Below are 14,828 nucleotides of genomic sequence, written 5' to 3'. Positions count from 1 at the left end.
CTTGGGTTGTCGGTGCCGCGCCGCGCGGCGCCGACGCGACGACAATGCGGCACGAAGGCGGGCGGCGGGCAGCCGCGCCCGCCGCAGGGAGTTGGCTGTGCAGACATGGATCCGCTTCCAGACCGGCGACGGCGAGACTGGCTTCGGCCGCATCGAGGGCGAGCGCGTGGTGGCATACGATGGCGCGGGCTACGCGGGCGGGCAGCCGACCGGCGCCACGCTGCCAGGCGAGGGCCTGCGCCTGCTGAGCCCGTGCGAGCCGGGCAAGGTGGTGGCGCTGTGGAACAACTTCCACGCGCTGGCGCGCAAGCTGGAAAAGCCGGTGCCGCGCCACCCGCTGTTCCTGATCAAGCCGGCCAGCTCGCTGGCCGGGCCCGGCGACGCCATCGTGCGCCCGCGCGGCTACGCCGGCAAGATCGTCTACGAGGGCGAGCTCGGCATCGTGATCGGCCGGCGCTGCCGCGACGTGGCGCCCGAGGATGCCGCCGCGCACATCTTCGGCTACACCGTGGTCAACGACGTGACCGCCTCGGAGGTGATCGCCGAGGACCCGAACTTCCCGCAGTGGTGCCGCGCCAAGGGCTTCGATACCTTCGGCTGCATCGGCCCGGCCATCGTCACCGGGTTCGACTGGCGCGCGGCGCGCGTGGTCACGCGGCTCGACGGCACCGAGCGGCAGAACTACCCGCTCGCCGACCTGATCTTCACGCCCGAGCAGCAGGTCAGCCTGATCTCGCAGGACCTCACGCTGATGCCCGGCGACGTGATCGCGTGCGGCACGTCGCTCGGCGTCGGCTCGATGAAGGACGGCGCCGTGGTCGAGGTCGGCATCGACGGCATCGGCGCGCTGGTCAACCACATGCGCGGCTAGCCGCGCCTGGTCAGCACCGCGCGGCCGCGGTGGCCGTGGCGGACTGCGCGCGCCGGCGCAGCCGCGCCAGCGAGCCGCCCTTCATGACCTTGCCGGGCAGGGCGTGGCCGACCAGCCGCTCGGCCAGCTGCGCGGCCTCCACCAGCTTGTCGAGGTCCAGCCCGGTCTCGATGCCCATTTCCTCGCACAGCGCCACCAGGTCCTCGGTGCAGACGTTGCCCACCGCCGGCGGCACGCCGCCGCTGGCGCTGCCGAAACCGGCGAACGGGCAGCCGCCCAGGCCGCCGATGGCGGCGTCGAACTGGCGCACGCCCATCTCCAGCGCCGCCACCGCATTGGCCAGCGCCGCGCCGCGCGTGTCGTGCAGGTGGAGCTTGATCTCCACCTCGGGCCAGCGCTCGCGCACCGCGCCGACCAGGCGCCGCACGTGCAGCGGATTGGCCCAGCCCATCGTGTCGGCCAGCCGCAGCGCCGCGAGGCGGCTGCCGTTCTCGATCAGCAGCCGGTCGGTCCGCGCGATCAGTCCGATCACGTGCTCCACCGGCACGTCGCCCTCGAAGTTGCAGCCGAACGCCGCCATCACGCCGAGGCTGTCCGGCACCATGCCGGCCGCGCGGTAGGCCTCGATCCAGCGCGGCATGTCGGCGAAGGCGTCCTCGATGCCGCGGTTGGTGTTGCGGCGGATGAAGGTCTCGCTGGCGGTGATCGTCAGGCGGCCTTCCATCGCGATGCGCCGGCTGGCGCGGGCCAGCTCCAGGCCGCGCGTGTTCAGCCACAGCGCGCGCCACGTCATGCCGGCGATCTCGGGCAGCGCGGCGATCACCTCGGGCGAGTTCGCCATCTGCGGCACCGCGTCCGGCTTGACGAACGAGCCGACCTCGATCTCGCGCAGGCCGGCGGCGGCAAGCGCCCCGATGAGCTCGATCTTCTCGGCGACGGTGAGCACCTTCGGCTCGATCTGCAGGCCGTCGCGCGGGCCGACTTCGATGATGTGGACGGAACGGGGGTAGGTCGGGGCGGTCGTCATGCGGGGCTTCGGTGAACATGTGGGAAGGGCGGCGCGGCGAGGGCAATGCGGACGGAGGCAATGCACACAGCGAGCGCGCGATGCCTGCATGCTAGGCATCCGCGCGCGCGCTGGCAATGCGCGCCGCGCCGCGTGGCGCCGATATCCGCCCGCTGATATGTGCGCTGCCCGCCGCCGCGCGGGCGCAAATATCAGCTACGTGATATCGCACCGCGCAGGGCGCCGGATGCTTGCGACGCCCCTTCGCGCTGGCTATTCTGGCCTCCGTACCTGTTCTGCCATGCCCGATGCGCGGCATGGCCCCCCGGAAACGAAACACGATGCCAACCAACCAACCCTTATCCGGCTACACGATCGTCGAGATCGGCCACAGCGTAGCCGCGCCTTATACGGGGCTTATTCTCGCCAACCTCGGCGCCACCGTCATCAAGGTGGAGAACCCCGGCTCCGGCGACCATGCGCGCGGCTGGGGGCCGCCGTTCTTCGACGAGGCCGGCCCGCACTTCGTCGCCATGAACCGCAACAAGCGCAGCGCCGCCATCGACCTGGCCGACGAGACGCAGCGCCAGGCGCTGCGGCGCCTGATCCTGGAAGAGGCGGACGGCGTGATCTGCAACCTGCGCGCCGGCGTGGCCGACCAGTTCGGCGTGGGCCCGGCGTCGCTGCTGGAAGAGAATCCCGCGCTGGTCTATTGCGAGATCGGCGCGTTCGGCAGCGGCGGCCCGATGTCGCACAAGCCCGGCTACGATCCGCTGATGCAGGCCTACGGCGGCATGATGAGCATCACCGGCGAGAGCGCCGAGCGCCCGCCGATCCGCGTCGGCGTGTCGATCATCGACATGGGCGCGGGCCTGTGGGGCGCGGTCGGCATGCTGTCCGCGCTGCTCGAGCGCGAGCGCACCGGCCTCGGCGGCCTGGTCGAGACCTCGCTGTTCGAAACCGCGCTGGCCTGGACCACGGTGCCGGTCACGCGCGCGCTGATGAAAGGCGGCCCGCAGCTGCCGCAGGGTTCGGGCGCGGCCGGCATCGTGCCTTACCAGGCGTTCCGCACCCAGGACGGCTGGCTGGTGATCGGCGCCGGCAACGACAAGCTGTTCGCCAAGCTGGTCGGCGCGCTGGACCTGCCCGCGCTGGCCGAGGACGAACGCTTCCGCACCAACCGCGGCCGCGTGCAGAACAAGGATGCGCTGATCCCCGCGCTCGAGGCGCGCGCGATCACGCACACCAACGCCAGCCTCGGCGCGCTGCTGGACGCCCACGGCGTGCCGAACGCGCCGGTGCAGACCATCGAGCAGATCGTCGACGACCCGCAGACGCAGGCGCTCGGCATGATCCAGGAAGGCCCGGCGGGCTCCATGCCCACGGTCGGCCTGCCGCTGCGCTTCGACGGCAAGCGCAGCGCCTACCGCAGCGCCGCGCCGCGGCTCGGCGCCCATACCGGCGAGGTGCTGGACGCGCCCGCCGGCGACCAAGACAAAGACAAGGACCGCGAGGATCGCGTATGACCGGAACCCACGAATCCTACGAAACCATCGAGACCACGCTGACCGAGAACGGCACGCTGGTGGTCACGCTGAACCGCCCGCAGGCGAGCAACGCCACCAACACCCAGATGGGGCGCGAGATGCGCGACATGTGGGCGCGCGTGGCCGCGCCCGGCAGCGGCGTGCATTGCGTCATCCTGACCGGCGCCGGCCGCACCTTCAGCGCCGGCGGCGACCTCAAGGAACGCAACGGCATGAGCAACGAGCAGTGGCAGCAGCAGCACGCCATCTTCGAAGCCAGCCGGCGCGGCCTGATCGAATGTCCGGTGCCGGTCATCGCGGCGGTCAACGGCCCGGCCTACGCGGGCGGCTGCGAGACCGTGCTGGCCTGCGACTTCGCCTACGCCGTGCGCTCGGCGCGCTTCGCGCTGACCGAGGTCACGCTCGGGATCATGCCCGGTTCGGGCGGCACGCAGTACCTGCCGCGCGTGGTCGGCCAGCCGAGGGCGATGGAGATCATCCTGACCGGGCTGCCGTTCTCGGCCGAGCAGGCGCGCGAGTGGGGCATGGTCAACGCATTGTTCGACGATGCGCAGTCCATGCTGGACGCCGCGCTGGCGACGGCCGCGCGCATCGCGCAGAACGCACCGCTGTCGATCCGCCAGGCCAAGAAATCGATCCGCACCGGCCTGCAGCTCGACATCCGCAGCGCGTTGCAGTTCGAGGTCGAAGCCTACAATCGGCTGGTCGGCACCGAGGACCGGCGCGAAGGCGTGCGGGCGTTCCAGGAGAAGCGCAAGCCCGTGTTCACGGGGCGCTGAGCCGCGCGGGCCCGCGCGCGGGCCGGGCCGCGGCAAGACAGACACAGAGTTGGCCAGAGAGACAGAGAGAGAGACAACACGATGCAAGACGTACAGCCGAATCACGATGCCGTCACGCTGGAGCTTGGCGAGGACTACAAGGAAATCCGCGAAGCCGTGCGCCGCGTGTGCGCCGATTTCCCCGACACCTACTGGCGCGAGATCGACGACGCCGAGGCGTACCCGACCGCGTTCATCGACGCGCTCACGGAAGCCGGCTTCCTGGCCGCGCTGATCCCCGAGGAATACGGCGGCACCGGCATGCCGCTGCGCGCGGCCGCGGTCATCATGGAAGAGATTTGCGCCGCCGGCTGCCACGCCGCGGCCGGCCACGCGCAGATGTACATCATGGGCACCATCCTGCGCCACGGCAGCGCCGAGCAGAAGCGCAAGTACCTGCCGCAGATCGCCGCCGGCAAGCTGCGCCTGCAGGCCTTCGGCGTGACCGAGCCGACCACCGGCTCCGACACCACGCAGCTCAAGACGCGCGCGACGCGCACGGCCAACGGCTACGTGCTCAACGGCCAGAAGGTGTGGACCTCGCGCGCGCTGCACTCGGACCTGATGCTGGTGCTGGCGCGCACCACGCCGGCCAGCGAGGTCAAGAACAAGGTGGACGGCATCTCCACGTTCCTGATCGACATCCGCACCTCGCTCGGCAAGGGCCTCGACATCCGCCCGATCCCGACGATGGTCAACCACCACGCCACCGAGGTGTTCTTCCAGGACCTGGAGATCCCGGCCGACAGCCTGGTCGGCGAGGAAGGCAAGGGCTTCCGCTACATCCTCGACGGCATGAACGCGGAGCGCATGATCACCGCCGCCGAGGCGCTCGGCTCCACGCGCTGGTTCGTGCGCACCGCCACCGCCTACGCCAGCGAGCGCAAGGTGTTCAACCGCCCGATCGGCGCCAACCAGGGGATCCAGTTCCCGATCGCGCAGGCGCACATCCAGTCCGAGGCGGCCGACCTGATGATCCGCCGCGCCACCGCGCTGTTCGAGGCCGGGCTGCCGTGCGGCTCGGAGGCCAACATGGCGCGCTACCTCGCCGCGGAAGCGCTGTGGAACGCCGCCGAGGCGTGCATGCAGACCCACGGCGGCTTCGGCTTCGCGCGCGAGTACAACATCGAGCGCAAGTGGCGCGAGGCGCGCCTGGCGCGGATCGCGCCGGTCTCGACCAACCTGATCCTGGCCAACGTCGCCCAGCACGTGCTCGGGCTGCCGCGGTCGTATTGACACGGTGACGCCGCGCCGGCCGGCGGCCGGCGCGGGAGCCGCAAGAGCAAAACCAAGCCAGGAACGGGGACACAGACATGGCAGCGCCTGGGAACCAGGACAAGAAAAAACCGGACGGCACCGGATCGTTCAGCCGCTCGCTCGAGGTGCTGGAGCTGTTCTCGATCGAGCAGCGCCCGCTGACCGTGGGCACCGTGGCGGCGCGGCTCGGCTATCCGCAGTCGAGCACCTCGGTGCTGCTCAACCAGCTCGCGCAGCGCGGCTACCTGACGCACCAGCGGGCCGACCGGACCTATTTCCCGACCGCGCGCGTGATGTTCCTCGGCATGTGGATGCAGCACCATTTCCGGCATGGCGAGAACCTCGGGCGCATGGTCGAGGCGGTGGCTGCGGCCACCGGGCGCATCGTGCGGCTGGGCATGCAGAACGGCCTGCAGGTGCAGTACGTGCGCACCGAGGCCGGGCGCCCGGTCAACCTGGACCTGCTGCCGGGTCAGCTGCGGCCGCTGTGCCGCTCGGCGGTGGGCAAGACGCTGCTGATTCCCAAGACACACGACGAGGTGCAGCGGCTGGTGCGCCATATCAACGCGGTGGAGACCGATTATGAGGAACCTGTCGATTTCGAGGCGCTGTGGGCCGAGCTGGAAACCAGCCGGCGCACCGGTTTCGCCGAGAGCGTGGACGGCGTGCTGCGCGGCAATTCCGCGGTGGCGATGCTGATTCCGTCGCAGGGCTGGGACGTGCCCCTGGCCATCAGCGTGGTGCTGCCCACCAGCAAGCTGGAGGCGCTGCGCGGGCCGACGCTGGCGGCGATGCACGACGCGATCCGCCGCTTCCTGTTCGGCAACTGAGCGATAGCGGGGCAGCACCCGAGCGATATCCGGGCCATACCCGAGCGATACCCGATCGTGGCCAGCTCGTTCGCCATCAACCCCAGCCTCTACAAGCTGAACTACTCGACCGAGAAGAACTTCACGCCGGTGGCGTTCGTGGCGCGCGTGCCGCTGATCGTGCTGGCCAACAACGCCTATCCGGTGCGCAACGTGCGCGACATGATCGCCGCGGCCAAGGCCAAGCCCGGCGCCGTGACGTTCGCCTCCTACGGCGCCGGCAGCCCCGCGCACCTGGCCGGCGAGCTGTTCGAGCAGATGACCAACACCGCGATGCTGCACGTGCCCTACAAGGGCAGCTCGCCGGCGCTGACCGACCTCATGGCCGGGCAGGTCAACCTGGCCTTCAGCAGCATCGAGCCCGCGCTGCAGCTGCTGCGCGCCGAGAAGGTGCGCCCGATCGCGGTGACGACCGCCAAGCGCATCCAGGCGCTGCCCGACGTGCCGACCATCGCCGAGTCCGGCGTGACCGGCTTCGAGGCGATCGGCTGGAACGGCATCGTGGCGCCGGCCGGCACGCCGCGCGACATCGTCAAACAGCTCAACGCGGCGGTCAACACCGCGCTGCAGTCGCCGGACCTGAAGGAGAAGTTCGGCACGCAGGGCGTGGAGATCGACCCCAAGACGCCCGAGGCGTTCGGCGCCATGATCCGCAGCGAGAGCGCGAAGTGGGCGGCCGTGGTGAAGAAGGCCGACGTCAAGCTCGACTGAGGCGGGGAGCCATCATGGCATTGACGCTCGAACTCGGCGAATTCGTCGCCGGCGTGGCCGCGCGCGGCGCGCCGGCCACCGCGCACGCGGTGGCCAAGACCGGCTTCATCGACAGCATCGCCACCATGATCGCGGGCCGCGGCGAGGACGCGGTGCGCACCGCGTTCGGCGCGCTCGCGCCGCTGCCGGACGGGCCCGCGCGGCTGTGGTTCGGCGCCACGCGCACCGGCGCCGCCGAGGCCGCGCTGCTCAACGGCATGGCCGCCCACGCGCTGGACTTCGACGACGTATCGCTGCGCGGCCACCCGAGCGCGGTGCTGGTGCCGGCCATCGTGGCGCTGGCGCAGCAGCGCGACGCCTCGGGCCGGGCCATGCTGGACGCCTACGTGGCCGGTTTCGAAGCCTGGGGCGAACTGGTCGACCGCGAATCCGGCATCCACCACATGAAGGGCTGGCACCCGACCGGCGTGTTCGGCGCGATCGGCGCGGCCGCCGCGTGCGCGTGCCTGATGGGGCTGGACGCGCGCCAGGCCAGCCACGCGCTGGGGCTGGCGGCGTCGCAGAGCGCGGGGCTGATGTCCAACTTCGGCTCGATGGCCAAGCCGTTCCATGCCGGGCGCGCGGCGCAGGCCGGCGTGCTGTCGGCGCGGCTGGCCGCGGCCGGCTTCACCGCCTCGCCCGACGCGCTGGAGCATCCGCAGGGTTTCCTGGCGGCGATTTCCCCGGCCGGCGACGTCGACCGAGAAAGCCCGGCCGACACGCTCGGGCGGCAATGGCGCATCGAGGCGCGCGGCCTCAACCTCAAGAAATACCCGACCTGCTACTACACCCACCGCGCCATCGACGCGCTGCTGGCCCTGCTCGCGCGCGCGCCGCTAGACCCAGCCGAGGTGGCGAGCGTCGACGTGACCATGAGCCGCGAGCACGCCACCGTGCTGCGCAACCACCGTCCCGCCGACGCGCTGGCGGCGAAGTTCAGCATCGAGTTCGCCGTGGCCTCGGCGCTGGTGGCGGGCAAGGTCGGCATGGCGCAGCTCGACGACGATTTCGTGCGCAGCGCGCCCGTGCAGGCGCTGTTCGGGCGCGTGCACGTGTCGTTCGCCAGCGCCTACGACCCCGACACGCCCGGCGCGGCCTTCGCCGACCAAGTGGTGGTGCGCATGCGCGACGGCGCCGTGCACGCCAGCGAGCCGGTCCACCACGCGCTCGGCCACGCGCGGCGCCCGCTGCCGCCGGCCATGCTGCGCGAGAAATTCCTCGACTGCCTGCAGGCGGGCGGAGCCGGGGAGGGCGGGGAGGCCTTGTTCGACCAGTTGCTGTCGCTAGAGCGGCAATCCGCCAACGGCCTGCAGGTCCTGAGCGGACTTGCCGGCCCCGGCACCCACCACCACACATCAACGGAGCATCCATGCGGTTCCTGAGCTTCACCCGCGGCGCGGCCGCGGGCTTCGGCGCGCTCGCCGGCGACGGCGTCATCGACCTTTCCGCCCGCCTCGGCGGCCTCGACTTCGGCGAGGCGCTGCGCGTGCACGGCGCCGACGCGCTGCGCGACCTCGCCGCGCGCCACGCCGCCGACTTCCCGCTGGCCGGCGCCGACGGCATCGGCGCGTATCGCCCGGTGGTGGCCGATCCGCGCCAGATCTTCTGCGTCGGCCTCAACTACCACGAGCATCGCGTCGAGGCGGGCCGCGCCGAGACCGCGTTCCCCACCATCTTCCTGCGCCTGGCCGGCTCGCAGACCGGGCACGGCCAGCCGCTGGTGATCCCGCGCGAAAGCGAGCGCTTCGACTACGAAGGCGAGATCGCCATCGTGATCGGGCGCGGCGGGCGGCGCATCGCGCCCGGGCAGGCGTTCTCGCACATCCTCGGCTTCTCCTGCTACAACGACGGCTCGCTGCGCGACTGGCAGGCCCACACCACGCAGTGGGCGCCGGGCAAGAACTTCCCCGACACCGGCGCGTTCGGCCCGTGGCTGGCCGATACCGACGAGATCCGCGAAGGCGACGTGCTGACGCTGGAGACGCGCATCAACGGCGAGGTGCTGCAGCAGGCGGACACCAGCATGCTGATCTTCGCGATCCCGGAGATCATCGCCTACGTGTCGAGCTTCACCGCGCTGCTGCCCGGCGACGTGATCGTCACCGGCACGCCCGGCGGCGTCGGCTTCAAGCGCCAGCCGCCGCGCTTCATGCGCGCGGGCGACGTGGTCGAGGTCGAGGTCGGCGGCATCGGCACGCTGTCCAACCCGGTGCGCCAGGAAGCGTGAGCGGGCCGCGGGATTCGCTGGCCGCGGAGCTGGCCGCGCTGCGGCGCGAGGTGCGGGCGTCCGGCGCGCAGGCGTGGCGCGCCGCGCGCGCCGGGCATGGCGGCGGCGGTCATGGCGAGCACGGCGACCACGGCGCGGCGCTGTCGCGCGTGCTGGAAACCTGGATCGCCAACACCAACGCGCGCCAGAAGGTGGTGTGCTTTGCCTGCGCGGCCGAGTTCGGCGTGCTGCTCGACGCCGCCTGCGAGCAGGAATGCATGCGCGTGGCGCGCGGCTCGTCCGCGCTCAACGCGCTGTTCTGGGCGGCCATGCGCCGCGTCGGCCGGATCCGGCGGCGGCGCCCGCCGCGCTGAATTGCCGCCGGCGCGGCCGGCGGCGGAGCGCCTCTAGCGGTCCATCCAGCTGACGTGCGCGGCCACCACGCGCCAGCCCTGCGCCTGCCGCACCCAGGTCTGGGTCTGCCGCCCCACGCGTGCCTCGCCGTCGCGGCGGAAGGTCTGGCTGGCGGTGGCGAACGCGCTGCCGAAGGTGGTGATATGGCGGGACAGCACCTCGCGCGCCAGCCCGGCGGCCGGGCGCGCCGCGCGGAACGCCTCGATCTCGGCGTAGCCGACCAGGTTTTCCCCGGCGCCGTAGCGCAGGGTGCGCGGGTCGTGCCAGAACCACTGGCCGAGCGCGCCGAGGTCGTTGCCGACCAGCGCGCGCTCATAGGCTTCTACGGCCTCGGCGACCTCCGCCATCACGGCGGGGTCGTCGACGCGCATCGGCGCGCGCCGCGACGCGCGCGCCCGGGGGGCCGCGGGCGCCATGCGGCGCCCGTTCTTCTTCGATTGTCTCTTTTGCATGATTTCCGGGAAACCGGCTGTGGAAGGTGCTGGCATACAGCACGGTCCGTACCAGCCGTGCTGCCGGGGCGGCGGCGCGCGCGGCGCCGGCTCGCCGTTTGCGCGGGGACGTTCCCCGCCCGGGCCGCCGGCGCGCGGCTTGCGTGGCGCCTTGCGCGTGTTTCCGCGCCGTCCGGCGCGCTTTGACGACTTTCGGCGGCTTTCGGCGCTTCCCGGCCGCCCCGCCAACGCCCCTTTCATTCGGCTTTCACGCGCCCGGCGACCCGCCAGCAGGGCGGCACGGAGCCATTTCGCCATTTACGTGGCATACCACTCAATTCACCAAAACGACGCCATCCGCACAGGCGCAGTGCGCGCGCCGGCGCGCCCAATCCACCTTGGTGCCGGCGGCGCGCGGGGGCGGCGCGCCGCGCGGGGGCGCCGGCCAGCCGCCGCGCGAATCCGGCCAAGGGTTGGCGGGCGGCAGGGGGTGCGCGGGGGGATGCCCGGCACGGTATTTGCGGTACACCACGCATTCCCGCGATTACCACCCCCGCACCAACCTACTAAAGCGGAGCGACAAGCATGAAATCGAAGCAAGGCAAGGCAACTTTCCCAGCTTTCCTGATGGCAATGGCCACCGCGGCCGCCGTGTTCGGCCTGGGCGCCGGCAGCGCATGGGCGCAGGCCGCGCCGACCCTGGCGGCGGGCACGCTCAAGGTCGGCATGCAAGCGACTTATCCGCCATTCGAATACTACGAGGGCGACAAGATCGTCGGCGCCGACGCCGAACTGGCGCGCGCGCTGGCCAAGCAGCTCGGCGCCGAGGCCAGCTTCGCCGACACGCCGCTGTCGCAGCTCATCCTGGGCCTGAACGCCAGCCGCTACGACATCATCATGTCGGCCATGTACGTGACGCCCGAGCGCAGCGCGCAGGCCGCGGCGATTCCCTACGCCCAGACCGGCTCGGCCATCATGGTGGCCGCCGCGACCGGCCTCAAGCCGCGCACCATGCAGGACCTGTGCGGCATGCACCTGGGCATCGTGCAGGGCACGGCGTGGGTGGGGCAGCTGCACGCCGTCTCCGACAGCTACTGCAAGCCCAACGGCAAGGCCGAGATCCAGATCAGCGAGTTCGCCTCGACCTCGCATGTGTTCCAGGCGCTGCTGTCGAACAACGTGCAGGCCGGCATGCAGGTGGCGGCCACCGCCAAGGCGCTGGCCGACAAGTCCGCCGGCCGCGTGGTGGTGACCTCGACCGAACTGATCAATCCCCAGACCATCGGCATCTTCGTGCGCAAGGACAACAAGGCGCTCTTCGAGGCCGTGTCGCGGGCCCTGGCGTCTCTCAAGAAATCCGGCGAGTACCCGGCGCTGCTGCAGCGCTACGGGCTGGCGCTGCCGCCGGCGGACAAGGCGTCCTGACGGACCGCGCGATGCCCGCCCGGCACCGTCCCGCGGCTGCTGTCGCCGCAGCAGCCGCGCCGGCGGCCCGCCGTCGCGCGCGGCACTCCCTGGAGAGACCCCATGCATTTTGATCTTGGATACATGCTGACGTTGTTCGCGATGCCGGCATTCTGGAAGGCCAGCCTGACCGTGGTCGAGCTCAGCGGGCTGGCATGGCTGTTCGCGGTGGTGCTGGGCTTCCCGCTGGCGTGCGCGCGGATGTCGGGCGCGCGCATGCTGCGCGTGCCGGCGGCGCTCTACATCTGGCTGTTCCGCAGCCTGCCGCTGCTGGTGCTGATCGTGTTCGTCTACAACATGCCGCAGTTGCTGCCGGCCACCGGCGGCGTGCTGTCGAATCCGTTCATCTCGGCGCTGATCGCGCTGGCGCTGACCGAGACCGCCTACATGGCGGAGATCCACCGCGGCGCGCTGCTGTCGGTGGCCAAGGGGCAGTACGAGGCCGCCGCCGCGCTGGGCATCCGCCCGGTCGGCACGCAGCGTCTGGTCATCCTGCCGCAGGCGCTGCGCATCGCGCTGCCGACGCTGGGCAACCAGTTCGTGTCCTGCGTGAAGCTGACCTCGCTGGCGTCCGTAATCTCGCTGAGCGAGCTGCTGCTGGTGGGCGAGCGGCTCTACGCGCAGAACTTCCTCGTGATGGAGACGCTGCTGGCCTGCGCGATCTACTACGTGCTGATCGTCACGGTGTTCGGCTGGGCCATGAAGTACGTGGAGCACCGCATGAACACCGCCGGCCGCAAGCCCGCCACGATGAGCGCGGAGCAGGTGGCGGCGCTGCGCGGCACGCTGCCGGCGCCCGCGGCGGCGGCCGCGCCCGCGTCCGGCAAGGGCGCGCCGCCGGCCCTGGCCCTCAAGGGCCTGCACAAGCGCTACGGCGAGCACCACGTGCTCAAGGGCATCGATCTCGACGTGCGCGCCGGCGAGGTGGTCTCGATCATCGGCCCGTCGGGCTCGGGCAAGACCTCGCTGATCCGCACCATCAACGCGCTGGAGCGCATCGACGGCGGCGAGATCATCCTGTTCGGCAACACCTTCATCACGGCCACCGACCGCGCCGACATCCCGCGCGTGCGCCGGGGCGTGAAGGACATCGGCATGGTGTTCCAGGGCTTCAACCTGTTTCCCCACCGCACCATCCTCGAGAACGTCACGCTGGCGCCGAACTACCACGGGCGCGGCGGCCGCGCGCTGACCGCCGCGCGCGCGCTGGCGCTGCTCGACAAGGTCGGCCTGCTGGCGCACGCCCACAAGTATCCGCACCAGCTCTCCGGCGGCCAGCAGCAGCGCGTGGCGATCGCGCGGGCGCTGGCGATGGAGCCGGCCATCATGCTGTTCGACGAGCCGACCTCGGCGCTCGACCCCGAGCTGGTCGGCGACGTGCTGGCGGTGATCGGCAAGCTGGCGCGCGAGGGCATGACGATGGTCATCGTCACGCATGAGATGGACTTCGCCATGTCGATTTCGGACCGCATCGCCTTCATGGAGGGCGGCACGGTGCAGCTGTTCGCCTCCCCCGCGGAGATCCGGCAGCAGCCCGGCGCCGGGCGCGTGCGCCGCTTCATCGGCCTGGGCGACGCGCCGTGCGGCGACGCGGGCGCCGTGGCGTCGATCGCGCCGCTCGCGCCGGTCGTCCCGGTCGCCGCGCCGGTCGCCGCCGAGCGCGCGGCATGAGCCCGCCGCTCCGCTCCCGCCTGCCGGCTCGGCGCAGCGCAGCGCCGGGCGCCGCGGGCCAACCGTTTTCATTGCCACCGGAGCGCCGGCACGACGCTCCAATTCTTGAAGGACACCTACCGTTATGAATGATCGACACATGGTTCTCGGGATGCTCGCCTACGCCACCGGCCAGCACGCGGCGTCGTGGCTGCAATCCACCGCGCCGGCCGACGCCACCACCAACATCGAGTACTGGCGCAGCGTGGCCGCGCTGGCCGAGGAGGGCATGCTCGACCTGTTCTTCCTGGCCGACAGCCCCGGCGCGCGCACGGAGAAGCTCAACGACTTCTCGCGCTTCCCGTACATGATGAACATGTTCGAGCCGATCTCGCTGCTGTCGGCGCTGGCCGGCACGACCAAGCATATCGGCCTCGGCGCCACCGGCTCGACCAGCTTCTACGAGCCGTACAACCTGGCGCGCCTGTTCGCCTCGCTCGACCACCTCTCGCACGGCCGCGCCGGCTGGAACGTGGTGACGACCGCGAGCGACTACGCCGCGCGCAACTTCGGCCTCGACAAGCTGCCGCCGCACGGCCAGCGCTATGCCCGCGCGCGCGAGTTCTTCGACGTGGTGATGCGCCTGTGGGATACCTGGGAGGACGACGCCTTCCTCGCCGACAAGGCCAACTGCCGCATGTTCGACCCGGCGAAGTTCCACATCACCGACTACCACGGCGAGCACTTCAAGCTGTACGGCGGCCTCAACATCCGGCGCACGCCGCAGGGCCGCCCGGTCATCATCCAGGCGGGCTCGTCCGAGGAAGGCAAGTCCTTCGCCGCGGAAGCCGCCGAGGTGGTGTTCTCGTCGGACCCGACCTTCGAGGAGGCCAGGCAGTTCTACGCCGACGTCAAGGGCCGCATGGCGCGCTTCAACCGCGACACCAGCCAGCTCAAGGTGCTGCCGGGGCTGTCGGTGATGGTCGGCAGCAGCAAGGCCGAGGCCGAGGACAAGTACCGCGAGCTGCAGAGCCTGATCCATCCGGACGTGGGCCGCATGCGGCTCGGCATGGACCTGGAGGCGGACCTGACCGGCCTGCCGGTGGACGAGCCGATCCCCGAGCACGTGATCCCGCAGAAGGCCAACCTGCACCAGGCCTATTTCCGCCAGATCACCGCCATGATCCGCGAGCAGAAGCTCACGCTGCGCCAGATCTACTCCAGCTACGACCGCGGCAAGGTGACGCTGTGCGGCACGCCGGAGCAGATCGTCGACCACATGGAGGAATGGGTGGACGGCGGCGCGGCCGACGGCTTCATGCTGGCCTTCCACGTGATCCCGAACGACACCACCGACTTCGTGCGCAAGGTCGTGCCCGAGCTGCAGCGGCGCGGGCGCTTCCGCAAGCAGTACACGGGCACCACGCTGCGCGAGCACCTCGGCCTGGAGCGGCCCGCGAACCGCTACGCGCGCTAGGCGCGCGCGGGGCGCGCGGCCGTCCCCGCGCGGGGCGCCGGCGCGTGCCGGCGCCCGCCATGATGTCC

The 14,828-nt window shown here is 71.3% G+C and carries 14 protein-coding genes; 12 read left to right on the top strand and 2 right to left on the bottom strand.

What is annotated here, in order from left to right; translation table 11 throughout:
* Positions 1-97: 97 nt before the first annotated feature.
* A complete protein-coding gene (locus AC3WXD_RS04535) occupies positions 98-871 on the top strand; it encodes a fumarylacetoacetate hydrolase family protein (protein WP_059411542.1) in 774 nt (257 codons plus the stop codon).
* A gap of 10 nt (positions 872-881) precedes the next feature.
* Here AC3WXD_RS04535 and AC3WXD_RS04530 read toward each other — a convergent pair whose 3' ends face one another.
* Positions 882-1,898 carry a hydroxymethylglutaryl-CoA lyase gene (locus AC3WXD_RS04530; RefSeq protein ID WP_059411543.1) on the bottom strand — a complete coding sequence of 339 codons (1,017 nt, stop codon included), beginning with the start codon at positions 1,896-1,898 and terminating at the stop codon, positions 882-884.
* 320 nt (positions 1,899-2,218) lie between these two features.
* On the opposite strand from AC3WXD_RS04530, the gene AC3WXD_RS04525 reads away from it, so the two are divergent.
* From AC3WXD_RS04525 to AC3WXD_RS04490, 8 genes are all read left to right on the top strand, one after another.
* Positions 2,219-3,403: a CaiB/BaiF CoA transferase family protein gene (locus AC3WXD_RS04525; protein WP_492323132.1), complete on the top strand. Its 1,185-nt coding sequence runs from the start codon at positions 2,219-2,221 to the stop codon at positions 3,401-3,403.
* A complete protein-coding gene (locus tag AC3WXD_RS04520) occupies positions 3,400-4,203 on the top strand; it encodes an enoyl-CoA hydratase/isomerase family protein (protein WP_020201118.1) in 804 nt (267 codons plus the stop codon). Before AC3WXD_RS04525 ends, AC3WXD_RS04520 begins: the two co-directional genes overlap by 4 nt.
* Before the next feature lie 81 nt (positions 4,204-4,284).
* A complete protein-coding gene (locus AC3WXD_RS04515) occupies positions 4,285-5,478 on the top strand; it encodes an acyl-CoA dehydrogenase family protein (protein ID WP_059411544.1) in 1,194 nt (397 codons plus the stop codon).
* Between the two features lie 77 nt (positions 5,479-5,555).
* Positions 5,556-6,329: an IclR family transcriptional regulator gene (locus AC3WXD_RS04510; protein ID WP_492323131.1), complete on the top strand. Its 774-nt coding sequence runs from the start codon at positions 5,556-5,558 to the stop codon at positions 6,327-6,329.
* Positions 6,330-6,332: 3 nt separating this feature from the next.
* On the top strand, positions 6,333-7,079 hold the full coding sequence (locus tag AC3WXD_RS04505; protein WP_492323356.1) for a tripartite tricarboxylate transporter substrate-binding protein: 747 nt from the start codon (positions 6,333-6,335) through the stop codon (positions 7,077-7,079).
* A gap of 14 nt (positions 7,080-7,093) precedes the next feature.
* On the top strand, positions 7,094-8,500 hold the full coding sequence (locus AC3WXD_RS04500; RefSeq protein ID WP_492323130.1) for an MmgE/PrpD family protein: 1,407 nt from the start codon (positions 7,094-7,096) through the stop codon (positions 8,498-8,500).
* Positions 8,488-9,345 (top strand): fumarylacetoacetate hydrolase family protein, encoded by an 858-nt coding sequence (locus AC3WXD_RS04495; RefSeq protein ID WP_059411546.1) that lies wholly within the window; start codon positions 8,488-8,490, stop codon positions 9,343-9,345. The genes AC3WXD_RS04500 and AC3WXD_RS04495 overlap by 13 nt, the downstream gene beginning before the upstream one ends.
* Entirely contained in the window at positions 9,342-9,698 is a 357-nt protein-coding gene (locus tag AC3WXD_RS04490) for a hypothetical protein (protein WP_020201124.1), read from the top strand. Before AC3WXD_RS04495 ends, AC3WXD_RS04490 begins: the two co-directional genes overlap by 4 nt.
* A 33-nt stretch (positions 9,699-9,731) precedes the next feature.
* On the opposite strand, the gene hpxZ is transcribed toward AC3WXD_RS04490, so the two are convergent.
* Positions 9,732-10,109, bottom strand: coding sequence for an oxalurate catabolism protein HpxZ (hpxZ, locus tag AC3WXD_RS04485; RefSeq protein ID WP_029043207.1), 378 nt, complete (start codon positions 10,107-10,109; stop codon positions 9,732-9,734).
* 645 nt (positions 10,110-10,754) lie between these two features.
* On the opposite strand from hpxZ, the gene AC3WXD_RS04480 reads away from it, so the two are divergent.
* The 3 genes from AC3WXD_RS04480 to AC3WXD_RS04470 all read left to right on the top strand — a co-directional run bounded on the left by AC3WXD_RS04480 (position 10,755) and on the right by AC3WXD_RS04470 (position 14,760).
* Entirely contained in the window at positions 10,755-11,594 is an 840-nt protein-coding gene (locus AC3WXD_RS04480) for a transporter substrate-binding domain-containing protein (RefSeq protein ID WP_231401548.1), read from the top strand.
* 102 nt (positions 11,595-11,696) lie between these two features.
* The gene (locus tag AC3WXD_RS04475; RefSeq protein ID WP_492323129.1) at positions 11,697-13,304 is read left to right on the top strand and encodes an amino acid ABC transporter permease/ATP-binding protein; all 1,608 of its coding nucleotides are present in this window, start codon (positions 11,697-11,699) and stop codon (positions 13,302-13,304) included.
* 124 nt (positions 13,305-13,428) lie between these two features.
* Positions 13,429-14,760, top strand: coding sequence for an LLM class flavin-dependent oxidoreductase (locus tag AC3WXD_RS04470; RefSeq protein ID WP_231586410.1), 1,332 nt, complete (start codon positions 13,429-13,431; stop codon positions 14,758-14,760).
* Positions 14,761-14,828 lie beyond the last annotated feature (68 nt).

It is taken from the genome of Cupriavidus sp. FW216-B1 (assembly GCF_058789195.1).
This window is presented reverse-complemented; position numbering and strand designations above follow the sequence as displayed.